We start from the raw sequence: 25003 nt of genomic DNA, 5'->3' as shown, positions 1-25003 counted from the left end.
TCGAGAGGGTTCCTTGGAACCCTCTCGCCAACACCCCAGAAGTCCCACCTATTTTGAAGGCCCCTCTGGGGTCCTGGAGCTAAGAAGATGGCCAAGGAAAAGTTCGAACGCACTAAGCCGCACTGCAACATCGGCACCATTGGTCACGTTGACCATGGCAAGACGACGCTGACGGCGGCGATCACGATCACGCTGGCGAAGACGGGCGGCGCGACCGCCAAGAACTACGCCGACATCGACGCCGCGCCGGAAGAAAAGGCCCGCGGCATCACGATCAACACCGCGCACGTCGAGTATGAGACGGCCAACCGTCACTACGCGCACGTCGACTGCCCCGGCCACGCCGACTACGTGAAGAACATGATCACGGGCGCGGCCCAGATGGACGGCGCGATCCTGGTCGTGTCGGCCGCCGACGGCCCGATGCCGCAGACCCGCGAGCACATCCTGCTGGCCCGTCAGGTCGGCGTGCCGGCTCTGGTCGTGTTCATGAACAAGGTCGACATGGTCGACGACGAAGAGCTGCTGGAGCTCGTCGAAATGGAAGTGCGCGAGCTGCTCAGCTCGTACCAGTTCCCGGGCGACGATATCCCGATCGTCAAGGGTTCGGCCCTGGCCGCCGTCGAAGGCCGTGATCCGGCCATCGGCGAAGACCGCATCAACGAACTGATGACCCAGGTCGACGCCTACATCCCGCAGCCGGAACGCCCCGTTGACCTGCCGTTCCTGATGCCGGTCGAAGACGTGTTCTCGATCTCGGGCCGCGGCACCGTGGTCACGGGCCGTATCGAAAAGGGCGTCGTGAAGGTCGGCGAGGAAGTCGAGATCGTCGGCATCCGTCCGGTCCAGAAGACGACCTGCACGGGCGTCGAAATGTTCCGCAAGCTGCTGGACCAAGGTCAAGCCGGCGACAACGTGGGCGTGCTGCTGCGCGGCACCAAGCGTGAAGACGTCGAGCGCGGCCAAGTGCTCTGCAAGCCGGGTTCGATCACCCCGCACACCAAGTTCGTGGCCGAGGCCTACATCCTGAACAAGGAAGAAGGCGGCCGTCACACCCCATTCTTCACCAACTACCGTCCGCAGTTCTACTTCCGCACGACCGATGTCACCGGCATCATCAAGCTGAAGGAAGGCGTGGAAATGATCATGCCGGGCGACAACGCCGAGCTGGACGTCGAGCTGATCACCCCGATCGCCATGGACCAAGGCCTGCGCTTCGCCATCCGCGAAGGCGGCCGCACGGTCGGCGCCGGCGTGGTCGCGAAGATCGTCGAGTAATCGACCGATCTCAGCGACAGCTGAACTGATCTAAGCGAAGGCCCCGGAGAGCGATCTCCGGGGCCTTTTGCTTGGGTCGGTGGGCGAAGAGGCCCCTGTGTCGGGTCGTTGCTTGACGCGCCGCGAGCTTTGCCGCATCCGGGGCCGTCAGCAGGGGGCTTGGCGATGGGAGCGTTCATTCGCGGCAAGCCGGCGGGCTACGGGTTCGCGGTGCTCGCGGCCCTGGCGGCCTGGGCGCTGCGCCTGACGCTGAACGACTGGTTCCCGCCCGGCTTTCCCTATCTGACCTTCTTTCCGGCCGTGGTCATCACCGCCTATTTCGCGGGCCTGCGGCCGGCGATCCTTTGCGCGGTCCTGTCCGGCGTGGCGGCCTGGTACTATTTCATCCCGCCGTACCGCACGTTCCACATCAACTTTTCGACCAGCGTGGCCCTGGCGTTCTACGCTTTCGTGGTGGTGATCGACATCTTCTTCATCGACGGCATGCGCCGGGCGCTGCGTCAGCTGGAGGAGGAGCGGGCGCGCTACGCCGCCTTGGCCGAGAGCCGGGACCTGCTGTATCGCGAGCTGCACCATCGGGTCAGCAACAACATCCAGGTCGTGGGCTCGCTGCTGCGGCTGCAGGCCGCCGGCATGGCCGACGAGGACGCCCGCCACGCCCTGAACGAGGCCGGCGGCCGGATCGCCTTGATCGCCAGCATCCAGCGAGAGCTGCACACCGCCGTCGGCGAGCCCGCGCCCTTCCGCGCCTTCGCCGAGGTCGTCCTGAACGAGGCCTCGCAGGCGGCTGGCGCGAAGGTCGTCCTGACCATCGAGGGCGGCGACCAGCCGCTGCACCCCGACCAGTCCACGCCGGTCACCCTGGTCATGCTGGAGAGCTTCAACAACGCGCTGGAGCACGGCTTCGGGGAAGCCCGCTCGGGACAGGTGCGTGTCGATCTCGACCAGTCCGGCGACATCCACGTCCTGACGGTCCGCGACGACGGGGCCGGCCCGCCCGACGGCTTCGATCCGGCCGACTCCAGGAGTCTCGGCCTGCGCATCGTCCGCGCCATGGCCCAACAGCTGAACGGCAAGTTCGAGATGGCGCGCGAGGGGGCGTGGACCGTGTGCCGGCTGAGCTACGCGCCAAGGGCGGAGTAGGGGGCTGGAGCCTCTCCTCCACCAAAGGGGGAGGAGAGGGAAGTTCGCGTGGTCTCCGCTACAGCCGATCCGCCCGAGCCGTCTGGCCCTCCGCAGCCTCGCGCGGGGTGACCACGCGGGACAGCTTCGGCCTCAGCCACATCTCGATGTCGTCGACGATCTCGTAGACCACAGGCACCAACACCAGCGACAGCACGGTCGAGGTGATCAGGCCGCCGATCACGGCCACGGCCATGGGCTGGCGGAACTCCGAGCCGGTGCCGATGCCCATGGCGGTCGGCAGCATGCCGGCCATCATGGCCAGGGTGGTCATGACGATCGGCCGGGCCCGCTCGTGGCAGGCGTCGAGAATGGCCTCGCGCTGGCTCATGCCGTCGCGCTCCTGCTCGATGGCGTACTCGACCAGCAGGATCGAGTTCTTGGCCGCCAGGCCCATCAGCATCAGGAAGCCGATCAGCGACGGCATCGACAGTGACTGGCCGGTGACCAGCAGGGCGAAGAACGCGCCGCCGATCGCCAGCGGCAGGGCCGACAGGATGGTGATCGGCTTGAAGAAGCTGCGGAACAGCAGCACCAGCACGCCGAACACCAGGCCCACCGCCGACAGCAGCGCCACCGCGAAGCCGGTGAACAGCTCCACGAAGGCCTCCTGGTCGCCGGCCGAGGCCGGGCCGACGCCCTCGGGCAGCTTCGCCATGGTCGGCAGCTTGGCGACGTCCGTCATCGCCTGGCCCAGCTGGGCGCCGTTGTTGAGGTCGGCCTCGATGGTCACCTGCCGCTTGCGGGCGAAGCGGTCGATCTTGGCCGGCCCGGCCTGGAACGACAGGTCGGCGACGGTGTCGAGGCGCGTCGTGCCGCCGCTGGCGGTCGGGATGCGCAGGGCGCCCAGGGCGTCGAGGTCGCGACGGCTGTCGGCCGGCAGGCGCACGCGGATCGGGATCCGCCGCTCGCCCTGGGTCATCTTGGCGACGTTGGCGTCGATGTCGCCGACCGTGGCCACGCGGGCGATGGCGGCGATGTCGGCCGAATTGACGCCGAGGCGCGCGGCCTCGTCGGCCTTGGGCCGGATAAGGATCTCCGGGCCGCTGGGCGGGGACGACGGACGCGGATCGGCGACGGTGGAGAGCTTCTGCATCTCGCGCTCGATCTGGGCGGCGGTGCGTTCCAGCAGCGGGCCGTCCTCGGAGATCAGGATGGTCTGGACCTCCGACGTCCCCCAGTCGCCCAGCAGGTTCACCCGGGCGTCGGGAATGTCGTGCAGGCCGTTGCGGACCTCCTGCTTGATCTCGGTGACCGTCTGCTTGCGATCGCCGTTCAGCACGATGGTGATGGTGGCGTCGCGGATGTCGGCGCCGCTCTGGCCGCCCCAGCCGCTGCCGATGTTCGAACCGACCTGGGCGAAGACGTGGGCCACTTCCGGGCGCTTGCGGAACATGGTCGTCACCGATTGAACCGTGCGCTCCATGTCGGCCACGGTGGCGCCGGGCGGCCCCTGGACCTTCAGATAGTAGTAGTTGTTGTTGGCCGCCGGCTGGAAGGCGGTGGGCAGGAGGCCCGCCAGCATGATCGAGCCGATGAAGATCAGGCCGCCGATGGCGCAGGCCAGGATCCGGTGATCCAGCGACCAGTCCAGCACGCCGCGATAGAAGCCCTTGAAGTCCTTGCGCGGATGCGGGGTCTTGGCGGGCTTGAGGAAATAGGCGGCCAGCAGCGGGGTCAGCAGGCGGGCGACGACCAGCGAGAACAGCACGGCCACGGCCACCGTCAGGCCGAATTCCTTGAAGAACTGGCCGGGCGTGCCGGGCATGTAGGACACCGGCACGAACACCGCCACGATGGTGAAGGTGGTGGCCACGACCGCCAGGCCGATAGCGTCGGCGCCCTCGATCGCGGCGTGGTAGGGCCTCTGCCCCCGGGCGACGCGCTTTTCGATGTTCTCGATCTCGACCACGGCGTCGTCGACCAGGATGCCGATGACCAGGGTCAGGGCCAGCAGGGTCACGACGTTCAGAGAGAAGCCCATGATCGCCATGAAGGCGAAGGTGGGCACCAGCGACACCGGCATGGCGATGGCGGTGATCAGGGTGGCGCGCCACTCGCGCAGGAACAGGAACACCACCAGCGAGGCCAGCAGCATGCCTTCCAGCAGGGTGTGCTCGGTGGCCGCGAAGCTGGCGCGGGTCTCGTCGACGGTCGAGAAGATCTTCACGAACGACACGCCGGCCTGCTTTTGAGCGAGGGCGTCGATGGCCTTCTTGACGTTGTCCTCGACGGCGACGTCACTGGAGTCGCGGGTCTTCATCACCTGGAAGGCGACGACCGGCCGGCCGTCCAGGCGGGCGAAGCCGCGCTGCTCTTCCGAGCCTTCGCCCACCTGGGCCACGTCGGTCAGCTTGACGTAGCGGCCGCCGGCGATCGGGATGGTGATCTGGCGCAGTTGCTCGACCGTGGTCGCCGCGCCCAGCACGCGCAGGGTCTGCTCGCGACCGCCGACATTGGCGCGACCGCCGGGGGCGTCGACGCTGAAGCTGGCCAGAGCCTGGTTCAACTGGGGCGCTGTGACCCCGAACGAGGCCATGCGGTCCGGGTCGAGGATGACATTGATCTCGCGATCGACGCCGCCGACGCGGGCCACCTGGGCCACGCCCTTTTCGCCCTGCAGGGCGCGGGTGACCGTGTCGTCGATGAACCACGACAGCTCGGTCGAACTCATGTTCGGGGCCGAGACGGCGTAGGTGATGATCGGGGCGCTGGTGATCTCCAGCCGCTGGACGATCGGCTCGTCGACCTCGCGGGGCAGCAGCGAGCGGGTCTGGTCGACCTTGGAGCGCACCTCGTCGGTGACCTTCTGCAGGTCCTCGCCGAGATTGAACTCGATCGTGGTGGTCGAGGCGCCCTGGACCACCGACGAGCGGATGGTCTTGACGTTGGAGATGCTGGCCACCGCGTCCTCGATGGGGCGGGTGACCTGGGTCTCCATCTCGCCGGGCGCGGCCCCGCTCTGGGTGACCGTCACGGTCACGGCCGGGAACTCGACGTTCGGGAACTGCTTGATCGGCAGGCCCAGATAGCAGCCGATGCCGGCGATCATCAGGGCGATGAACACCACCGCCACCGGGATCGGGTTCTTGATCGCCCAGGCGGAGACCCGCAGTTCGCCGGTCTTGTGTCCGGGCTTTTGTTCAGCGGCCATCAGCGGGCCGCCTGCTGGGCCGAAGCGGGGGCGGGGCGCACCACGTCGCCGTCGGTGACGAAGGACGCGCCGCCCAGGACGATGCGCGTGCCGGCGGGAGGGCCCTGGACCAGCTGAGCCCAGCCGCCGCCCTTCCGGCCGACCTTCACGCCGACCATGTGGGCGCGGTTGTCGCCGTCGACCGTCATCACGAACAGGCCGTCGGCCTCATAGCGGATGGCCGATTCCGGGATGGCGGTCACCGCTGCGCCCGAGGCCCCAAAGGTGGCGCGGCCGAAGCCGCCGGGACGCAGGTCGGGGCGCACGGGCAGGCGCACGCGCACCTTGCCCAGGCGGCTCCCGCTATCGACGCGCGGGCTGATCAGGCGCACGACGCCCGAGATCGACTGGCCGCCGGGCAGGGACACTTGAGCCGCCTGGCCCTCGCGGATGCCGGCCAGGTCGGCTTCGTTGACCTCGGCGTCCAGCTCGACCAGGCCGTCGCGGGCGATGGTGAACCACGGAGTCGTCCCGCCGCCGGCGATCTGGCCCGGCTGCACGCCGCGCGACAGCACCCGGCCGCTGACGGGCGAGGTGATGGTCATGCGCGCGGCGCGAGTGCGCAACTCCTTCAGCGCCGCCTCCTGGGCCTTGGCCTGGTAGCGGCGGGTCTCGATCTGCTCCTGGGACAGGATCCCCTGGCCGTCGAGGCCGGACACCCGAGCCGCTTCGGCCTTGGCCTGGGCTGTGACGGCGGCCTGCTGCTCGACCTGGGCCCGCAACAGGGTGTCGTCCAGCTGGACCAGGGGCTGGCCGGCGCGGACCCAGTCGCCCTCGTCGGCATAGAGGCGCGCGACGCGGTAGCCGGTCAGCTCCGAGCCGACGGCGGCCTCCTCGCGCGAGACCAGCAGGCCCGAGGCCTCGACCCCGCCGCCCAGCGGCCGGGTCTCGACGCTGCCGATGCTGACCGTGCGCGCCTGGGCGGCGGCGGTCTTGGCGGGGGCTTCCTTGTCCTTCTTGCCGCCACAGGCGGTGAGGCCGGTTCCCGCGACAAGCAGGGCGCCGCAGACCAGGGCGGTGGCGATCGGAGAGCGGGTCGTCATCGGGGCGGGTCTCATTGGGCGGAAGGCTTGCTGGGAATAGACGCGGGCGACCAACCGCCGCCGAGCGCCTTGTAGGTCTGGACGGCGCGTTGCAGCGCCTGGGTCTGGGCCCCGGTCAGGGCCGTGCGGGCTCCACGCCAGGACTGCTCGGCCTGCAAGGCCGTGGTCAGGTCGGTCAGGCCCATGGCGTAGCCCTTGCGGCTGGCCTCATAGGCCACGGCGGCGCGGCGTTCGCCGGCGGCCAGCAGGGTGACGCGACGCTCGTCGGCGTCCTGTTGCACCAGGGCGCTCTCGGTCTCGCCGAAAGCCTTCTGGACGGTCTGTTCGTAGGTCACGGCGGCCTGCTCCACCCGGGCGCCGCTGACCTTGATGTCGGACATCAGCTTGGGAATGTTCAGCACCGGGATCGACAGGTTCGCCCCAAGGGTCCAGGCCGAGCTGGTGGTCGAGACCGACGAGCCGGCCTGCAGGAAGCTGGGGTTGATCGCCTTGGAGATCCCGACGCCCGGCGTCAGGGTCAGGGTTGGGAACAGGGCCAGCTCGCTGATGTTCAGATTGCCCGAGGCCGAGGCCAGGCGGGCGGCCGCCTCGCGGATGTCGGGGCGGCGGGCCAGCAGCTCGGCCGGGGCGGCGGCCGGGACCGGCGGGGCCTTGGCCAGGATCGGTTCGACCGGCAGGCTGGCCAGCGGATCGACGCCCTTGCCGACCAGGATCAGCAGGCTGCGGCGCGAGGCCTGAAGTTGGGCTTCCAGCTGGGCGACCTGGGCCTGGGCCTGGGCCAGGTCGGCGGCCGTGCGGTCGCCTTCGGAGGTGGCGGACAGGCCCCGGCGGCCCTTCTCGTCGGAGACCTTGAACAGGTTCTTGGCGATGGTGGCGTTGGCGCGGGCGTCCTCCAACTGCACGGCGTAGCCGCGCGCCTCGAAGTAGGACTGGGCGACATTGGCCGCCAGCGCGGCGCGGGCGCCTTCGTAAGCGAAGCGGGCGGCGGCCAGGTCGTTGTCGACCACGCGGCGGGCGGCGCTGCGCCGGCCGATCAGGTCCAGCTCCCAGGAGACGTCGAACTCGGCCGAATAGGTCTTGCTGACCCCGCCCTGGGTGAAGCCGCCCGCGCCGCTCTGGTCGATGATGTGGGTGTCGGTGCGCTTGGCCGAGCCGGTCAGCGGGGTCTGCGGGATGTAGATCTGGCGGATCTGGCCCTCGCGCACGGCGCGAGCCTCTTCCAGCCGGGCGGAGGCCAGGCGCGCATCGGGAGCCTGGGCCAGGGCCGTGGTGATCAGATCGTTCAAGACCGGATCGTTGAAGGCGGTCCACCACTGATCCAGAGCCTGAGAGGCCAGCGGCGATCCCGCCGGCGCCTCGAAGGCGGACGGCAGTTTGACGTCGGCCCGGCGCGCGGGGGTGGTGCAGGCCGACAGACCGGCGCCGACGAGCACGACTGTCGAGACGAGCAGAATGGAAGGCCGGCCTGGACGCCTGGAAGCGCCGGTCTTGGCGAAACGCATAGAGTTCGAATCCGATTGTTCTCGCCCTGCGGGCGGGACTTGGCGACCAATGGTTTCCCACTTAGGCGCCCCCGCGCCGGTGGGAAAGTCCCAGCCCAACGCTTTAGCGAAGCTTATGTTGCGGCGCACGCGTCCTTGGAGCCTTGCGCGGCCATACCGATGGTTGGTGCGACGTGTCGACGCGCCGAAGCGATCCCGTGCGGCGGGCGGTTGACGTGGGGCAAAAACATACCGCATCATCGAAACAGATGTTCGAGATCATTTTTCGGCATCCGTGACGGTTACTGAAACCGGCGCAGTACGCGTGGCTTTTCAAGTGTCCGGCCTCCAGGGGAACCAAGGCTTGTCGGCTCCAGAAGGCGCATCACCAAGTTTCGAAAAAGAACGCACTTCGCGGCGCGCGGGCTTTGGCGCGCGGGCGGCCGCGCGCGCCGAATTCGGGAGACCACCGCCCAGCTGAACGACCCCAATACCCACCAGGGCATCGCGCAGACGATCGGCCCATCAAAAACAATCGAGGGAGGGAAATCATGAGACGAACCAGCTTCCTGCGCGGAGGCTCCTGCCTCGCGCTGGCCTTCGCCCTGACGAGCGGCATGGCGGGCGCGGCGGCCGCCCAGCAGAAACCCAACGACACGCCGACCGAGGTCGAAGAAGTCGTCGTCACCGGCTCCTTCATCCGGGGAACGCCCGAGGACGCCGCGCTGCCGGTCGACGTCGTTAGCGCCGAGGAACTCCAGAAGCGCGGTTCGCCCTCGACGGTCGAGCTGCTGAAGGCCCTCTCGATCTCCAATGGCGTGCTGGGCGACACCAACCAGTTCGACAGCCGGGCCCAGGGCTCGGAGGGCTCGGGCTCGGTCAACCTGCGGGGCCTGGGCTCGCAGCGCACCCTGGTGCTGCTGAACGGCCGTCGCCTGGCGATCAACCCGTTCGGCGCGGCCGGAGCGGGCATCGTCGACACCAACATCATTCCCGCCGCCGCCATCGGCCGCCTGGAGGTGCTGAAGGACGGCGCCGCGGCGACCTACGGCTCGGACGCCATCGCCGGCGTCGTCAACTTCATCACCAAGAAGAATTTCAACGGCCTGGAAGTGGCCGCCGACTACCGTCACATCGACGGCTCGAAGGGCGACTACGGCGGCAGCCTCACCTGGGGCCAGACCTGGGACAACGGCAACGTCCTGGCCAGCGTGGGCTGGCAGCACCGTTCCAAGCTGTCGGTCGCCGACCGCGACTGGGCCAACAAGTCATACCTCTCAAACCCCGAGGCGGGATGGTCGGCGGCGGGCAACCCCTCGACCTTCATTCCCCTGGCCAGCACCTCCAGCGGCATGCGCGATCCGGGCTGCTCGGGCCTGGGCGGCTACGCCGGTTTCAGCGGCCTGACGCCGGTCTGCTACTGGCACTACACGCCGTTCGACAACCTCGTGGAGAAGTCCAACGCGGTTCAGGCCTATGCCGAGGTCAATACCGACCTGTCGGCCAAGACCAAGTTCCACGCCGAGGTGCTGTACGCCCACACCGACGTGCCCGACTGGAACACCTCGCCGTCCTACGCGGCGCTCGCCGTGCCGACGGCGGAAGTGGCGCCGATCGCGGCCCTGACCGGCCGCTACTTCGTGCCGGCGAGCAATCCGGGGCTCGCGGCCTTCATCGCCGCCAATCCGACGGTGCAGCTGACCAGCCTGGCGACGGGCGCGACCTCCACCGCGCCGGGCGCGATCTTCGCCGGCGGGGCGCTGGACGTGGCCAACCGGCCTTTCGGCATCGGCGGCAATCCGAAGTTCGGCTACGGCCCCTCGATCGGCTCGCGCTCGTTCGACGCCTTCCGCGTGTCGGGCGACCTGTCGGGCGAGTTCGAGAACGGCGTCGGCTGGGACATCGCCCTGACCTACTCGCAGGAAGTCGGCATCCGCACCGGCTACGACACCCTGGTCAACCGTTTCGCCCTGGCCTTGCAGGGGCTGGGCGGTCCGCTGTGCGACAGCAATCCCACGACCCCGGGCATCCAGGGCACGCCGGGCGTCGGCGGCTGCATGTATTACAACCCCTTCGCCAGCGCGATCCCGTCCAACGTGATCACCGGCGTGGCCAATCCCGGCTACAACGCGACGCTTCAGAACAACAAGGATCTGGTCGACTGGTTCTTCAAGAAGCTGTCGACCAAGCAGTCCTCGCGCCTGTTCGTCGGCGAGGCGGTGCTGAACGGCAAGACCAGCATCACCCTGGCGGGCGGCGACGTCGCCTGGGCCGCCGGCGTCCAGTACCGCCGCACCTATTTCAAGGCCGACTACAACGACATCAGCAACGCCGCGATCAATCCGTGCGTGAACACCCCCGACTTCGGGGTGACCACCTGCACAGGCTCGGCCCGCAACGGCCCCTTCATGTTCCTGGGCGTCGGCAACGAGGCCGATAACCAGAGCGACGTGATGGCCGGCTTCGGCGAGCTGTCCGTGCCGATCACCGACGACTTCCAGGCCCAGTTCGCGGCCCGCTACGAGAAATACGGCAACGGCATCGGCTCGACCTTCAACCCCAAGGCCTCGCTGCGCTGGCAGGCCATGCCGTGGCTGGCGTTCCGCGCCTCGGCCGGCTCGACCTTCCGGGGGCCGCCGGATCCGCTGACCACCACCACCTCGGTGACCTCGCTGCAGGGCATCCTGGGCGTGTTCCGCGCCGTCGACATCTTCGGCAACCCGAACCTGAAGCCGGAAAAGGCCAAGACCTACAACTTCGGCACGCTGTTCAAGGCCGGGGAGTTCAAGGCCAGCATCGACTACTTCTACTTCGACTTCAAAAACCCGATCGTCGCCGAGCCGGTGGCGGGCATGGTCGCCTCGCTCTATCCGAACGGCGCGGCCGGCGCGAACAACTGCGCCAACCCGGCCTATGCGGGCCTCGTGTCGCGCTTCACCTTCAACGGCGCCTGTGGGACCCCGACCACCAGCATCGCCCGCCTGCGCACCGGCTACATCAACGGCGCGCCGGTGAAGAACGCCGGCTTCGACTTCTCGGCCGAGTACCGGTTCAGGGAGGTGGCCGGCGGCGACCTGACCTTGGGCGGCAACGCCACCTACATCCAGAAATACAAGGTCGGCGCCACGGTCGTGGAAGGCATTACGGTGGAGAAGGCCTTCGACGCCGTGGGCCTGCTGAACTACCAGACCACGGTCGTGCCGATCCCCAAGTGGAAGGGCGACGTCTTCGCCGAATGGAACCGGGGTCCGCATAACCTGCGGCTGTCGGTCCACTACATCGGTTCGTACACCGACCAGCGCACCGCCCCGTTCGCGGCCAACGCCTACAAGGACACCACCGGCGCGGGCGTCACGGTCAGCGCGGGCAAGACGATCAAGAAGCAGATCCTGACGGACCTGGCCTACCGCGTCTTCCTGCCCTGGGACACGACGGCGACCCTGGCGATCACCAACCTGTTCGACAAGGACCCGTCCTACGCCCGCCTCGACCTGGGCTACGACCCGTTCACCGGCGACCCGCTGGGCCGCACCTACAAGGTGGGCCTGCGCAAGAAGTTCTAGGTCGCGAACTCCCTCGAGCACGTGGGTAACTTGCGGCGCGCCCTTCGCGGGGCGCGCCGATTTCTTGTGGTCGCGATTGCGAGGTAATTTAACATGTCGATCTGTCGTGTTAGAAATTTCGCGTTTTTCGAACATGTGAGGGGCGATATGTTGAAAGCGACCTATCGCCTACCCATCCTCCCGCCTCACGGCGATCTGGAGACGTCGGCGGTGCTGCGCGCCCTGGCCGACGCGCACCGGCGCTTGGCCGAACTGAAGGGACGGGCAGCCAGCATCCCCAATCAAGCGATCCTCATCAACACCCTGGCGTTGCAGGAGGCGAAGGCCAGTTCCGAGATCGAGAACATCGTCACGACCCAGGACGAACTGTTTCAGGCAAGTCTGTTCATGGATGGTCCGGGCTCGCCGGCCGCTAAGGAGGTCGCCTACTATCGGGACGCCCTGAAATGTGGCTTTGACAGCCTGCGCCGAAACCAAGGACTCCTGACGAACAACGCTATCATCGAGATGTTCCAGGTTTTGAAGCGGACCGACGAGGGCTTCCGCTCGACGCCGGGCACCGCCCTGAAGAATGAGGCGACCGGCGCGCTCGTCTATGTGCCGCCTCAAAGGAACGACGAGATCCGCGCGCATATGACGGCGCTGGAGCTATTCATCAACGACGACGACGTCTGCGACCTCGATCCACTGGTCAAGATGGCGCTGATCCACCACCAGTTTGAGAGCATCCACCCCTTTTCGGATGGCAATGGGCGGATTGGCCGGATCATCAATGTCCTCTACCTCACCCGCGTCGGGTTATTGGACATTCCGATCCTGTACCTCAGCCGCTACGTGACGACCCACAAGGCCGATTACTATCGGCTTCTGCAATCGGTTCGCGACGATGGAGACTGGGAACCATGGCTTCTCTACATGCTGAGAGCGGTGTCTAGGACGTCTCTCCAGACCCTGGAGCTGATCGAAGGCGTGCGTGAGCTCATGGCGGACTACAAACGGCGCCTGAGGGACCACCCGTCCATCAAGTACTCCCAAGACCTGCTGAACAACCTGTTCCGCCACCCCTACACGCGTATCGAGTTCGTCCAGGGCGATCTCGGCGTCGCGCGCCAGACGGCGGCGAAATATCTCGACCAACTCGCCGAGGCCGGCTTCGTCGAGAAGCATCAGCAGGGGCGGAACAACTACTACGTCAACGCGCCCCTGATTGAGCTCTTCCTGCGCGTATCGGAGACGTAAGGGCGCGCCGATTTCTTGTGGGTGGGCCTACGATCACGCTACCAATCGTCATCCGTCGATCGAAGGTTCGTCCATGTCCAAAGCCGCCGTTCTCGCCCTGGCCTCAGGCCTGATCCTCGCCAGCGCCGCGGCCGCCCAGGACAGCGGGCCGATCGATCCGGCGCGGCTGTCGGAGATCACGCGGGAGCTGGCCTCCGACCGCTTCGCCGGCCGCGCGCCGGGCGGGGAGGGCGAGGCACCGACGATCGAGTACATCAGCGCCCAGTTCAAGGCGCTGGGCCTGGAGCCGGCCGGCGACAACGGCGCGTGGACGCAGAAGGTGGCGCTGGTCCGCACACGCCTCGATGGCCCGGCGACCCTGACGGTGGCCACCAAGGCCGGCCCCCTGACCCTGAACCAGGGCGAGCAGTCGCAGGTCATGACCCTGCGCCCCGTCGACAAGGTCAAGATCGACAAGGCTCCGCTGGTCTTCGTCGGCTACGGCGTCGCCGCGCCGGAGCGGAAGTGGGACGACTTCAAGGGCGTCGACCTGAAGGGCAAGATCGCCGTCTTCCTGATCGGCGACCCGGACCTGGAGGCCGCGCCGGGCGAGCCGGTGGCCGGCAAGTTCGGCGGCTCGGCCGCCACCTACTACGCCCGCTGGACCTACAAGTACGAGGAGGCCGTCCGGCGCGGGGCGATCGGCGCGCTGATCGTCCACGAGAGCCTCGGGGCCGGCTATGGCTGGACGACGGTCAAGGCCTCGAACGGCGAGGGCTACGACATCGTCCGGGCGGACCCCGCTAAGGACAAGCTCTTGATGCAGGGCTGGATCCAGCGCGACGTGGCGGTCGACCTCTTCAAGCGCTCGGGCCTGGATTTCGAGGCGCTGAAGCGCGCGGCCCGCACCGCCGCCTTCAAGCCGGTGGCCCTGACCGGCGCCAGCCTGTCGGCCGACTACGCCGTCAGCCACCAGGCGATGGACAGCGCCAACGTCCTGGCGCGTCTGCCGGGCGCCAAGCATCCGGACGAAACCGTGGTCTACGCCGCCCACTGGGACGCCTATGGCGTGGGCGCGCCGGACGCTCAAGGCAACACCATCCGGCGCGGCGCCGCCGACGACGCCATCGGCGTGGCCGCGGTGATCGAGGCCGCCCGCGCCTTCACCCAAGGTCCGCGCCCGGAGCGCTCGATCCTGTTCGCCGCCTGGACCGCCGAGGAGCGTGGCCTGTTGGGCTCGGAATACTACGCCAACCACCCGACCGCGCCGCTGGGCAAGACGGTGGCCAACTACACCTTCGACGTGCTGCAGACCGTGGGGCCGGCGCGCGACGTGGTGCTGGTCGGGGCGGGCCAGAACGCGCTGGAGGACGGCCTCGCCGCCCAGGCCGCCAGGCAGGGCCGGACCATCACCCCGGACGCCAAGCCCGAGCGGGCGCTGTTCTACCGCGCCGATCACTTCTCGCTGGCCCGTCGCGGCGTGCCGGTGCTGCTGCTGATGGGCCTGGGCGGCGGGGCGGACCTGATCAAGGGCGGCCGCGCCGCCGGCGACGCCTGGGTCGCCGACTACACCAGCCGCTGCTACCACCAGCCCTGCGACGCCTGGAGCCCCGACTGGGACCTGCGCGGCGCCGCCCAGGACGTCGCCCTGACCTATGAAGCCGGCAAGGCCCTGGCCAACTCCCGCGACTGGCCGGACTGGAAGGCGGGCTCGGAGTTCAAGGCCATCCGCGCCGAGACGGCGGCGGAGCGGAGGTAGGGCCTACAGGTAATCCAGCATGCTCGGCGGCCCCGCCACCGAGCCATCCGCGTTGAACATCTGGGCCAGCTTGTCGCTGGCGGCCTGGAGTTCGACCAGCTTGGAATAGACGGCCGGGGTCCAGCCGGAGGCGTCGCGTTCCTCGGCGGTCATGCCGGCGTAGCGGGTGATCATCGCCTTGCCGAAGCCGCCGTCCGCGTCCGAGGTCGACTGGTAGCTGGCCTTGATGGCGTCGCTGTCGCGCTGGCGGATCTCGGCCTTGGCCTGGGCGACCTCGTGGGTCGAGAACTGGTCGTCCTTGTTCAGGGCCACGGCCGAGAGCGAGCGGTCGTCGAAGCGGCGGAAGTCGATCGCGCCGCTGCTGCCGTCCTTGGCCGCGTCGGGGGCGACGGCCAGCTCGTACTGCTTGTCCAGCGCGGTGCGGACGTCGCCGGCCACCTTGCCGAAGTCGCGGGTCTTGGCGCCGGCGACGACGCTGCCGGTCTCCTTCATGTAAGCGGCGACGCTGTCGTTCTGGATGCCGGCGGGGGCCAGGCCCGGACGGGCGATGGCCTGCTTGCGGCCTTCGACCAGGGCGGCGCGCTCGGTGGTCCAGGCGGTGGAGGCCTTTTCCTCCGGCCCGGCGGCGTCCATCTGGTCAAGGGCGGTCTGGTAGAGGCTGGCATAGTCGCCGGTCAGCCGCGCCTGGGCGGCGGGGCTGGCCAGGGCGGTGTCGTGCTGGTCCTTCAGGGCCAGGGCCGCGACGACCTGCTGGTCCATTGGGAACTGGCCGCCTTTGTTCGACGCGACGGCGTAGAGGCTGCGGCGGTCCATGCTGGAGAGGTCGATGGTCGCGTCGCCGTTGTTCAGGGCGCTCTTGGTTCCGGCCGCTTTCAGCAGACTCGCGATCTGGCTCCTTGCGTCGGAGACCACCGTGTCGATCGTCCGGGAGTCGGTCTGGGCCTTCAGCGCGGCCTGGGCGGCGGCCGAGAGCGTGACATTGACCGCCGGCGTGTTGATCGTCGGGCTCTGGTCGCGGGTCGTCCCGTTGGCGGCGGCCTGCTGGGCGCGCTGCGCGGCCGTCTGCCCGGCGGTCAGGCCGGGGGCGTAGTTCGACGAGTACGGATTGATCGTCGTCATGACGGCGGGGCTCGAAGCGACTCAGTCGCCTCAGGGTACAGCCGTCAGCGGGGGGAGGCGAGACTATGGTTAATAGGTCGCAACCTTTGGCCCGTCCTCGTCCTTCGACAAGCTCAGGATGAGGACTACTTTCTCGCCGTCGCAGTAGAAAACCTCATCCTGAGCTTGTCGAAGGACGGGGTTTTCGGTTCCTCGGCTTAGTTCAAAACCCCCGTCAGTAGCGGCCTGGCGAACAGGTCGGCCGCCTCGTCCCGTTCCAGGCCCGGGACCCAGGCGCCCAGGCTGGCGGCGGCGTTCAGCATCGAGTTGATCATGTGGGCGGCGATGCTGGGGTCGATCGGCCGGATCGAGCCGTCGGCGACGCCGTCGGAGATGATCGAGGCGAAGCGCTGCCAGCCGCGCATGTAGCCGTCGGCCATGTCGTGACGCAGGGTGTCGGGCAGGGCGCCCAGCGACGAGGCGCGCAGCAGCGGCCCATGCTCGGACAGCTGGTAGCTGGTCAGGCCGGCGGCGGTCGAGACCAGCCGCGTCCAGTTGTCCGCCGGCAGGTCGCGGGCGTCCAGCTGCGAGCGGCGGGTGACGGTGAAGGTGCGCTCGAAGCACTCGGCGACCAGGGCGTCCTTGTCGTCGTGGTGGTGATAGAACGAGCCCTTGGTGACGTTCAGCGCCGCCGAAATCTCCTCGACCGAGGCGCCGCGATAGCCGCGCTGGTTGATCAGGCGGGTGGCGGCGACCAGGAAGGTCTCGCGCCATTCCAGGCCTTCGGGCGACACCGGAGTCGGGTCGGGCAGGGCGCGCGGGGCCCAGACCTGGCCGGCGGCGGGCAGACCGTTCAGCAGGATGTCGCCCATCCGGTCGCGCACGCGGCCATAGTCGTCGACGTCGTAGCGGCGCAGCCAGCGGCCAGACCAGAACACCTGCTCCATCAGCAAGTGGGTGCGGGCCGTGCGCTGGCGCTTGTCCAGGTGGGCCAGGGACGGGTCATCGAAGAAGCTCCGCACCCGGCGGAACAGATCGTTGAACGCGCCGACCACCGAGCCGCGCAGGGGCTCCTTGAGGGCCTTGATCTCGGCGAAGCTGGTCAGGGGCGTGGCCTCGCCCAGGCGGACCCGGCGGTTCAGGTCGAGATAGAGGTCCAGGAACTTCAGGATGCGCGCGGCGGGCGCGGCCTCGGCGGCGGCCTCCTCGACCATGGCCTCGAAGCGCTCCAGGCCGCGCATGAAGCAGGCGGCGGCCAGATCGTCCTTCCTGCGATAGTAGTAGGTGACGCTGGTGGTGTTCAGCCCGACATTGGCGGCGACATCGGCCAGGGTCATGCCGCGCACGCCCTGGCGGTTCAGGATCGCCGTGGCCGCCGCCAGGATCGTCTCCTTCTTGCGGGCGTAGCGCGCTGTCGCCGCCCCCGCCACCCGACCGTCGTCCATAACAAAATCCCCAAGTCCACTCACCTTCGGCGGCCGCGCCAGGCACTGGACTATCGGGTCCAATCTAGGCGTGTGGAGGGCCGGCTTAAAGGGCGCTCCGTCCGTCGAGGGACAATTGGCGCTCACCTAGCGTCGGGGTTTGTCAGGAATGTTTCAGGACGCCCGCTTTTGACGGGCCTTCCGCCGCCATCTGGGTTTCGACCAGGTCGAGGAATTTGCGGCCGACCGCGCCGCCGGTCTGGCTCTCGACCTGCTCCAGCACCACCACGTCGGCGGCCATCAGGTCCTTGAGCACGCTTCGCGGCGTGGCGGTCAGGGGATAGGCGCCGCCGTCGCGGTACTCGATGGGGGCCAGCGTCAGATAGCCGTAGTTGCGGGCGCGGCCGGCCAGGCGCGCCTGCGTCAGGAACAGGGCCAGCGGATCGAAGAAGCTGTCGTTGACGGCGGTGAGGGTGAACACGCCCGAGCCAGGCGGTCCGACGGGATGGGCGGTGACGGCCGGGGCCTTCCAGCCCTTGGGCGGCTTTCGCAGGTTCAGCAGGCTGGAAAGGTCGCGGTCCAGGCCGGTCTCGTCCGGGGCCTGCGCGACGTCCCAGTCCAGCGCCGGCGTTTCGAGTCCCTGGCGGTTCAGCTCGCCGACGAAGGCGCGGGCGGCCAGGGCGACGCCCAGCTGGTTCCAGTGAACGCCGTTGCGGGGGAACATCTCGTAGCCGAGCTTGCCGCGCTGGGCCTCCAGCGTCGCGCGGCCGTCGACCCAGTGGACGCCGGCGGCGGTCAGGGCGCTGCGGGCGGCGGGATAGACGCTGTCGCGCCTGGCCGCGCAGGGGTAGCTCGGCGGCACGAGGTCCGGGAACCAGGTCGTCTTGATCGGGGCCAGGACATAGACGAATTTCTGGCCGCGCGCTTCGAACCAGTCCTGCGCGCGCCGCAGGCGGCGGGCGTAGTCGGGCATGGCCGCGATGTCGACCTTCAGCTTGAGGCCGCAATGGGCCTCGATATAGCTCTCCTCGAACAGGGCGCCCAGCAGGCCGATGCTCATGGCGGTGGCCTCGTGGTTGCGCACCGCTAGGAACTGGCCGTCCAGCGCGGGCTGGGCCATGGCGCCGAGAACGGCGCCCAATTGCGGCAGGCCGTGGCTGCGGAAACAGGAACAGCGGCGACGAAAAGAGCATGGTCCCCCAGGGTGTCGCGCTTGCTCGACCTCCGGCCGAGGGTTAGCGGCGCGGCGGCGCTTTGAACAGAGGCCCGGTATGGCTCGGTGATTGAGAACGGATCAGCCGAGGCGGCCGGAAGCGCTGGCCGGTCGGGCGTTCACTCGGCCGGGGTCAGCGAGATGTCGACCATGATCTCGGCCGAGATGTTCTCCAGCGCCGCCTTGACCGCCTCGGCGTCCAGGGCGGGCGGCAGGCGCAGGCGGGCGTCCAGATGGAACAGCGGCGCGCCGGAGTAGGGCTCGACGCTCATACGGGTTTCGAAGGCCTCGATATTGGCGTTCAGGCCAGCGAGCACGGCCGTCACCTGATGGACGATGCCGGGCTGGTCCTGGCCGACCAGACTGAAGGCGACGGCCTGGCCCTCGGGTCCGGCCGTCTCGACCGCCGGCGCGATCCGCACGTCGAGGCCTTGAGCGTCCACCGCGCTGACGGCGGCGCGCAGGGCGTCGGCGTCGCCGGCCTCCACCAGCACGGAGCCGACATAGAGGCCGCCCAACTGGCTGAGGTGGCTTTCCAGCCAGTTGCCGCCGGCCGACAGCACCGCGCTGGCTATGGCCTGGGTCAGGCCGGGCCGGTCGCTGCCGATGACGCTCAGGATCAAAAGGGCCATCGGCGCCTCCCAGGAAAGTTGGTCCGCAACCAAGCGCATCGCGCCCGCGACGGCAATCCCGATCAGGACGCCTCCAGCGCGGCCGACGGCCTGGCGGCCAGGGTCCGGACGATGGCCTGGGTCAGGGCCCGCGGCGACAGCGGCTTGGCGATCGCCCCGTCCATGCCGGCCGCCAGATAGCTGGCCTGCTGGTGGGACAGAGCGTTGGCGGTCATGGCCAGGATCGGCGCGGCCCCCGCGGGTCCGGGCAGCGCGCGGATGCGCTGGGTGGCCTCGATCCCGTCCATGACCGGCATCTGGATGTCCATCAGGATCAGGTCGAAACCCGCGCGGGCCGCGGCGACGCCCTGGACGCCGTCCTCGGCGGAGCTCACCTGGGCGCCCAGCGCCTCCAGCATGCGGCCGGCGATCAGGCGGTTGGTGGCGTTGTCCTCGATCAACAGCACGCGCAGGCCGTCGAACAACGAGGTGTCGGGTTCGTCGACGTGGGCCGCTCCATGTCCGAGATGCGGCGCGGCGCAGGCGTCGGCCTCGACCTGCAGCCAGAAGGTCGAGCCTTGGCCGACCTTGCTCTCGAACCCGACCTCGCCGCCCATCATCTCGGCCAGGCGCCGACAGATCGACAGGCCCAGGCCCGAACCGCCGAAGCGGCGGGTGGTCGAGCCGTCGCCCTGACGGAAGCGCTCGAACAGGCTCTTGCCGGCCTCTTCGTCGATGCCGACGCCGGTGTCGGCGATCTCGAAGCGCAGGCGGAGCTTTCCATCCGTACGCCTGCCGGAGAGCCGCGCCACGACGCCGCCCTCCAGGGTGAATTTCACGGCGTTGCCCAGCAGGTTGAACAGCGCCTGACGCAGGCGCAGCGGGTCGGTGGCCGCCCAGCCCAGGTCGCCCTCGTCTCCCTTGGAGGGCGCTTCGACGCGAAGATAGAGGCCCTTCGCCTCGGCCTGCGGTCGCAGCATGTCGGCGACGCCGACCAGCAACTCGGCCGGATCGACCGGCTCGGAACCCAGCTCGAGCTTGCCGGCCTCGATCTTCGAGAAGTCGATGATGTCGTTCAGGAGCTCCGACAGCATCTCGCCGCAGCCCAGCGCCTCGTTCAGCAGGCGGCGGCCGTCGTCGGTCAGCGTCTCGGTCTTCAGAAGGTGCAGCACGCCCAGCACGCCGTTCATCGGCGTGCGGATCTCGTGGCTCATATTGGCCAGGAACTGGCTCTTGGCCTCGGCCGCGCTCAGAGCCGCGTCGCGGGCCTCGACCAGTTCGGTGACGTTCTGGCTGATGCCGATGACGTCGTAGGCGTCGGGGCTGGAGCCGCGCACGCCGCGCCAGGCGCAGTGCATGTGCGTCCAGTTGCTGGTGGCCGGATCCAGGTAGCGGTAGTCGATCTCGACATGCTCGCCGCCGCGCAGGGTGCGCGAGAACGCGTCCCAGACGCGCACGCGGTCGTCGGCGTGGATCGACAGGGTCATCTCCGCCACCGTCATGGTCCGCACCCCGCCCTGCGGCGAATTGGGCGTGGGGATGTCCTGGTCGAAGACATAGACCCCCTTGCGGGGGTTGAAGCGCCAGACGTAGACGCCGGCGGCGCTGCGCAGCAGTTCGTTGGAGCGCTCGGCCTGCTGGCGGGTGATCTCGCGGGCGCGGTCTTCGCTGAAGTCCTGGAAGACGATCATCAGACCGCCGCCCTCCAAAACCTTGGACTTCGAGCGCACCCAGAGCCAGCCGCCGCCCTTGCGGGCCAGGCGATGCTCGCCGGACGCCTGGCCGCGCGCCTCCAGCGTCCGCCCGATGTCCTCGATGATCAGCCTGTCATGCAGGTGGAAGAAGTCGTGCATGTGCCGACCGACCGATTCGTCGGGCGACCAGCCCGTCAGCTGCACCCAGGCGGGATTGACGCGGGCGATCACCCGGTCGTCCAGGACGACGAACATGTCGAGGCTGCTCTGGAAGAACCAGTCCGCGGCCGCGGCTTCAATTCTGGAGGCAGCCTCGGCGTCCAAGACCTTGCCCATCCCCGTTTCCTCGTTTTCAATCGATACTCGCAGGATCGGGTAAAGTTTACGTTGCGGAAAAAAGCCCCGTCTTCGATTTCGATCTAACGGTACGCAAACACGACCAGAGCAGGTCGCAAGGGGAGACCAGGAACTTGAGCACGCCAGAAGCCGTCGGACTGTCGAGCGAGCGATTGAAGCGCATCGATAGCTTCATCCAGTCCAAGTATATCGACACCGGAAAACTGCCCTGCGCGCTTACCCAAGTCTGGCGGCGTGGCCAGCTGGCCTATACCTCGGTGCTGGGCAGCGCCGATGTCGAGCGGGGAAAGCCTCTGAAGGCCGACAGTCTGTTCCGCATCTACTCAATGACCAAGCCGGTCACGAGCGTGGCCTTCATGATGCTGGTCGAGGACGGTCTGGTGTCGCTGGACGATCCGGTTCACCGCTTCATCCCGGCCTGGCGCGACCTGGGCGTGTTCGCCGCCGGGGTCGAGGGGGCGTTCCAGACCAAGCGCGCCGGCGAGCCGATGCGGACGATCGACCTGCTGCGGCATACCTCGGGTCTTACCTACGGCTTCCAGCAGCGGACCAATGTCGACGCGGCCTATCGCAAGCTGAAGCTGGACGGGATCGACAGCGAGGGCGGCCTGCAGGGCTTCGTCGACGCGCTGGGGACCGTGCCGCTGGAGTTCTCGCCGGGCGAGGCCTGGAACTACTCGGTCTCGACCGACGTGCTGGGCTATCTGGTCGAGAAGATCTCGGGGATGCCGTTCGACGTCTTCCTCAAGACCCGCATCTTCGATCCGCTGAAGATGGTCGACACCGGCTTCTTCGTGCCGGAGAGCCAGCGCGACCGCTTCACCGCCTGCTACGCCCTGACCCCCTCGGGCCGGGTGGTGCTGCAGGACGATCCGGAGAAGAGCCGCTTCTTCATGGACCCGTCGGTGAAGTCCGGCGGCGGCGGCCTGATCTCGACCGCCGACGACTACATGCGTTTCTGCCGGATGCTGCTGAATGGCGGTGAACTGGACGGCGCGCGCCTGCTCAGCCCCAAGACCCTCAAGCTGATGACCATGAACCACCTGCCCGGCGGCAAGGAGCTGGTTCAGGTCTCGAAGTCGCTGTTCAGCGAGGCGGTGTTCGAAGGCCTGGGCTTCGGCCTCGGCTTCGCCATGACCATCGACCAGGCCCGGACCAAGAACCTGGGCTCGCTGGGCGAATATTTCTGGGGCGGCATGGCCTCGACGGCGTTCTGGATCGACCCGGTCGAGGACCTGGCGGTGGTGTTCATGACCCAGCTGATGCCGTCGACCTCCTATCCGATCCGTCGGGAGCTGCGGACGCTGGTCTATTCGAGCTTCACGGAAGCGGCGGGGTAGGGGAGTCTCTCGTCAAAGAAAGCGGCGCGGGAGACAGCTCCCGCGCCGAGTTGCGCTTTACCAAAGTCCGACGCATTGCGAGCAACGCGCCACGCTCGCGGAATTCACCGACTTCGAATTGTGAGGACGCGTGCAAGGCGCATCCAAAGTCCATGACTTCCCGCGAACGCCCTCCCCAGCGCGGATCATTCTCTCTGGATTTCAGGCAAATGCGGCGCCGAGCAGCCCCTCGACGCCGCACCCACCCCCACGGATGATCTCGGCTGAAACCGTGATTTCGAATTTGTAGTATGTGATGAAATTCGTCAACGCCGCCCCGTCTCGAAGCGCTCCGAAAGCACGTGTCGTCACGGAGGTCTGGACATCTTCGCGCGACCGTGCAGGCTGGCTTCAAACAACCGTTCAAACGCCAAAACGGCATTCATAAGAGCAGGGGTCGAAACGTCATGGCCGCGATCAACGCCGTCACCGATCTTTCCGTCGAAGGCGACATCGGCGTCGTCACGCTGAACTCCCCGCCGGTCAACGCGCTGTCGGCCGCCGTCCGCGAAGGCTTGAAGGGCGCGTTCGACGCGGCCATCGCCGATCCGGCCGTGCGGGCGATCGTGCTGATCTGCGAGGGCAAGACCTTCATCGCCGGGGCCGACATCACCGAGTTCGGCAAGGCCATGACCGGCCCCAGCCTGCAGGACGTCCAGGCGGTCATCGAGAACTCGCCCAAGCCCGTCGTGGCGGCGATCCACGGCACCGCCCTGGGCGGCGGCCTGGAGGTGGCGCTGGTCGCCCACTACCGCGTCGCCGTGCCCTCGGCCAAGGCTGGCCTGCCGGAAGTGAACATCGGCCTGCTGCCCGGCGCCGGCGGCACCCAGCGCCTGCCGCGCATCGTCGGCGTCGAGAAGGCGCTGGAGATGGTCACCAGCGGCCAGCATGTGCCGGCCAAGGCGGCGCTGGCCATGGGCCTGTTCGACTCTCTGGTCGACGAAGGAAACCTGCGCGACGGGGCCATCGCCTTCGCCAAGACCGTGCTGGCCGAGGGCCGGCCGCTGAAGAAGGTCCGCGAGCTGAACGACAAGGTCGAGGCCGCGCGCGGCAAGCCCGAGATCTTCGCCGACTTCCGCAAGGCCAACGCCAAGAAGTTCCGCGGCTTCATGGCCCCGGAGAACAACATCAAGTGCATCGAGGCGGCGGTGAACCTGCCCTTCGAGGAGGGTCTGAAGGAAGAACGCCGGCTGTTCATGGAGCTGATGACCGGCACCCAGTCGGCCGCCCAGCGCTATGTGTTCTTCGCCGAACGCCAGGCCGCCAAGATCCCCGACGTGCCGGACGACACCCCCATCATCCCGGTCAAGAAGGTCGGCGTGATCGGCGCCGGCACCATGGGCGGCGGCATCTCGATGAATTTCCTCAACGCCGGCATCCCGGTGACGATCATCGAGGCCAAACAGGAGAACCTGGAGCGCGGCGTCGGGATCATCCGCAAGAACTATGAGAACACCGCCAAGAAGGGTCGCCTGACCCAGGACGACGTCGAAAAGCGCATGGGCCTGCTGACCCCCTCGATGAACCTCGAGGACCTGGCCGACTGCGACCTGATCATCGAGGCCGTGTTCGAGCTGATGGAGATCAAGAAGGAGGTCTTCGGCAAGCTGGACAAGATCGCCAAGCCCGGCGCGATCCTGGCCTCGAACACCTCGTACCTGGACATCGACGTGATCGCCGCCAGCACCAGCCGGCCCGAGAGCGTGATCGGCCTGCACTTCTTCTCGCCGGCCAATGTCATGCGCTTGCTGGAAATCGTGCGCGGCGCCAAGACCGACAAGTCGGTGATCGCCACCTCGATGCAGATCGGCAAGAAGATCGGCAAGGTCGCGGTGCTGGTCGGCAACTGCCACGGCTTCGTCGGCAACCGCATGCTGGCCCAGCGCCAGCGCGAGGCCCAGAAGCTGATCCTGGAAGGCGCCATGCCCTGGGACGTCGACCGGGTGCTGTACGATTTCGGCCTGCCGATGGGCCCGTTCGCCATGAGCGATCTGGCCGGTCTCGACATCGGCTGGGATCCGGCCAAGACCAGCTCGTCCACCGTGCGCGAAGTGCTGTGCGAGATGGACCGTCGCGGCCAGAAGAACGGCAAGGGCTTCTACGACTACGACGAGAACCGCAACGCCAAGCCGTCGCCGGTCGTGGAAGAGGTGATCCGTGACTTCGCCGAGAAGCGCCAGATCCAGCGCCGCGAGATCAGCGACCAGGAGATCCTGGAGCGCTGCCTCTATCCGATGGTCAACGAGGGCGCGAAGATCCTCGAAGAGGGCAAGGCCATCCGGGCGTCCGATATCGATATCGTCTGGATCAACGGCTACGGCTGGCCGGTCTATCGCGGCGGTCCGATGTTCTGGGGCGAGCTGGTGGGCCTGGATAAGATCCTGGCCAAGATGCAGGAGTTCCACGCCCAGCACGGCGACGACTTCAAGCCGTCGGCCCTGCTGGAGCGGCTGGTGGCCGAGGGCAAGGGCTTCAAGGACGCTTGAGGCGGCGCTGCCCCCTCCGTCGGC

The 25003-nt window shown here is 68.0% G+C and carries 14 protein-coding genes and 1 pseudogene; 7 read left to right on the top strand and 8 right to left on the bottom strand.

What is annotated here, in order from left to right:
• Positions 1 to 87: 87 nt before the first annotated feature.
• Together tuf and AC1RNC_RS12795 are read left to right on the top strand one after the other, a co-directional pair.
• Positions 88 to 1278 carry an elongation factor Tu gene (gene tuf, locus AC1RNC_RS12800; protein WP_492835994.1) on the top strand — a complete coding sequence of 397 codons (1191 nt, stop codon included), beginning with the start codon at positions 88 to 90 and terminating at the stop codon, positions 1276 to 1278.
• Between the two features lie 165 nt (positions 1279 to 1443).
• Positions 1444 to 2421 (top strand): sensor histidine kinase, encoded by a 978-nt coding sequence (locus AC1RNC_RS12795; protein ID WP_492886754.1) that lies wholly within the window; start codon positions 1444 to 1446, stop codon positions 2419 to 2421.
• Positions 2422 to 2479: 58 nt separating this feature from the next.
• Here the strand turns inward: AC1RNC_RS12795 and AC1RNC_RS12790 are convergent, their stop codons facing one another.
• From AC1RNC_RS12790 to AC1RNC_RS12780, 3 genes are read right to left on the bottom strand one after another with little or no spacing between them, the layout of a single operon-like run.
• Complete coding sequence (locus tag AC1RNC_RS12790) at positions 2480 to 5614, bottom strand: efflux RND transporter permease subunit (RefSeq protein ID WP_492886752.1); 3135 nt, start codon at positions 5612 to 5614, stop codon at positions 2480 to 2482.
• On the bottom strand, positions 5614 to 6711 hold the full coding sequence (locus tag AC1RNC_RS12785) for an efflux RND transporter periplasmic adaptor subunit (protein ID WP_492886750.1): 1098 nt from the start codon (positions 6709 to 6711) through the stop codon (positions 5614 to 5616). Before AC1RNC_RS12785 ends, AC1RNC_RS12790 begins: the two co-directional genes overlap by 1 nt.
• Positions 6708 to 8198: an efflux transporter outer membrane subunit gene (locus AC1RNC_RS12780; protein ID WP_492886748.1), complete on the bottom strand. Its 1491-nt coding sequence runs from the start codon at positions 8196 to 8198 to the stop codon at positions 6708 to 6710. The genes AC1RNC_RS12785 and AC1RNC_RS12780 overlap by 4 nt, the downstream gene beginning before the upstream one ends.
• 159 nt (positions 8199 to 8357) lie before the next feature.
• Between AC1RNC_RS12780 and AC1RNC_RS12775 the strand changes: the two are divergent.
• The 3 genes and pseudogenes from AC1RNC_RS12775 to AC1RNC_RS12765 all read left to right on the top strand — a co-directional run bounded on the left by AC1RNC_RS12775 (position 8358) and on the right by AC1RNC_RS12765 (position 14717).
• Positions 8358 to 11740 (top strand): annotated as a pseudogene (locus AC1RNC_RS12775) (TonB-dependent receptor).
• Between the two features lie 147 nt (positions 11741 to 11887).
• Positions 11888 to 12979 carry a Fic family protein gene (locus tag AC1RNC_RS12770; protein ID WP_492886746.1) on the top strand — a complete coding sequence of 364 codons (1092 nt, stop codon included), beginning with the start codon at positions 11888 to 11890 and terminating at the stop codon, positions 12977 to 12979.
• 73 nt (positions 12980 to 13052) lie between these two features.
• Entirely contained in the window at positions 13053 to 14717 is a 1665-nt protein-coding gene (locus tag AC1RNC_RS12765; RefSeq protein ID WP_492886744.1) for a M20/M25/M40 family metallo-hydrolase, read from the top strand.
• 3 nt (positions 14718 to 14720) lie between these two features.
• Here the strand turns inward: AC1RNC_RS12765 and AC1RNC_RS12760 are convergent, their stop codons facing one another.
• From AC1RNC_RS12760 to AC1RNC_RS12740, 5 genes are all read right to left on the bottom strand, one after another.
• Positions 14721 to 15836, bottom strand: coding sequence for a hypothetical protein (locus tag AC1RNC_RS12760; protein WP_492886743.1), 1116 nt, complete (start codon positions 15834 to 15836; stop codon positions 14721 to 14723).
• Between the two features lie 197 nt (positions 15837 to 16033).
• A complete protein-coding gene (locus AC1RNC_RS12755; RefSeq protein WP_492886741.1) occupies positions 16034 to 17260 on the bottom strand; it encodes a TetR/AcrR family transcriptional regulator in 1227 nt (408 codons plus the stop codon).
• A gap of 142 nt (positions 17261 to 17402) precedes the next feature.
• Entirely contained in the window at positions 17403 to 18359 is a 957-nt protein-coding gene (locus AC1RNC_RS12750; protein ID WP_492886739.1) for an alginate O-acetyltransferase AlgX-related protein, read from the bottom strand.
• A gap of 212 nt (positions 18360 to 18571) precedes the next feature.
• The gene (locus AC1RNC_RS12745; protein WP_492886737.1) at positions 18572 to 19084 is read right to left on the bottom strand and encodes a glycine cleavage system transcriptional repressor; all 513 of its coding nucleotides are present in this window, start codon (positions 19082 to 19084) and stop codon (positions 18572 to 18574) included.
• A 62-nt stretch (positions 19085 to 19146) separates the two neighbouring features.
• On the bottom strand, positions 19147 to 21093 hold the full coding sequence (locus AC1RNC_RS12740) for a hybrid sensor histidine kinase/response regulator (protein ID WP_492886735.1): 1947 nt from the start codon (positions 21091 to 21093) through the stop codon (positions 19147 to 19149).
• A gap of 134 nt (positions 21094 to 21227) precedes the next feature.
• Between AC1RNC_RS12740 and AC1RNC_RS12735 the strand changes: the two genes are divergently transcribed.
• On the top strand, positions 21228 to 22454 hold the full coding sequence (locus tag AC1RNC_RS12735) for a serine hydrolase domain-containing protein (protein ID WP_492886733.1): 1227 nt from the start codon (positions 21228 to 21230) through the stop codon (positions 22452 to 22454).
• 446 nt (positions 22455 to 22900) lie between these two features.
• Complete coding sequence (locus tag AC1RNC_RS12730; protein ID WP_492886731.1) at positions 22901 to 24979, top strand: 3-hydroxyacyl-CoA dehydrogenase NAD-binding domain-containing protein; 2079 nt, start codon at positions 22901 to 22903, stop codon at positions 24977 to 24979.
• Positions 24980 to 25003 lie beyond the last annotated feature (24 nt).

The sequence above is a fragment of the Caulobacter sp. GW822-FHT01G02 genome (genome assembly GCF_058802865.1).
This window is presented reverse-complemented; position numbering and strand designations above follow the sequence as displayed.

Bases quoted from the DNA above. Each gene is read 5' to 3' on its own strand.
- tuf (WP_492835994.1), top strand. From the start codon at position 88: ATGGCCAAGGAAAAGTTCGAACGCACTAAGCCGCACTGCAACATCGGC.
- AC1RNC_RS12795 (WP_492886754.1), top strand. From the start codon at position 1,444: ATGGGAGCGTTCATTCGCGGCAAGCCGGCGGGCTACGGGTTCGCGGTG.
- AC1RNC_RS12790 (WP_492886752.1), bottom strand. From the start codon at position 5,614: ATGGCCGCTGAACAAAAGCCCGGACACAAGACCGGCGAACTGCGGGTC.
- AC1RNC_RS12785 (WP_492886750.1), bottom strand. From the start codon at position 6,711: ATGAGACCCGCCCCGATGACGACCCGCTCTCCGATCGCCACCGCCCTG.
- AC1RNC_RS12780 (WP_492886748.1), bottom strand. From the start codon at position 8,198: ATGCGTTTCGCCAAGACCGGCGCTTCCAGGCGTCCAGGCCGGCCTTCC.
- AC1RNC_RS12770 (WP_492886746.1), top strand. From the start codon at position 11,888: ATGTTGAAAGCGACCTATCGCCTACCCATCCTCCCGCCTCACGGCGAT.
- AC1RNC_RS12765 (WP_492886744.1), top strand. From the start codon at position 13,053: ATGTCCAAAGCCGCCGTTCTCGCCCTGGCCTCAGGCCTGATCCTCGCC.
- AC1RNC_RS12760 (WP_492886743.1), bottom strand. From the start codon at position 15,836: ATGACGACGATCAATCCGTACTCGTCGAACTACGCCCCCGGCCTGACC.
- AC1RNC_RS12755 (WP_492886741.1), bottom strand. From the start codon at position 17,260: ATGGACGACGGTCGGGTGGCGGGGGCGGCGACAGCGCGCTACGCCCGC.
- AC1RNC_RS12750 (WP_492886739.1), bottom strand. From the start codon at position 18,359: ATGGCCCAGCCCGCGCTGGACGGCCAGTTCCTAGCGGTGCGCAACCAC.
- AC1RNC_RS12745 (WP_492886737.1), bottom strand. From the start codon at position 19,084: ATGGCCCTTTTGATCCTGAGCGTCATCGGCAGCGACCGGCCCGGCCTG.
- AC1RNC_RS12740 (WP_492886735.1), bottom strand. From the start codon at position 21,093: ATGGGCAAGGTCTTGGACGCCGAGGCTGCCTCCAGAATTGAAGCCGCG.
- AC1RNC_RS12730 (WP_492886731.1), top strand. From the start codon at position 22,901: ATGGCCGCGATCAACGCCGTCACCGATCTTTCCGTCGAAGGCGACATC.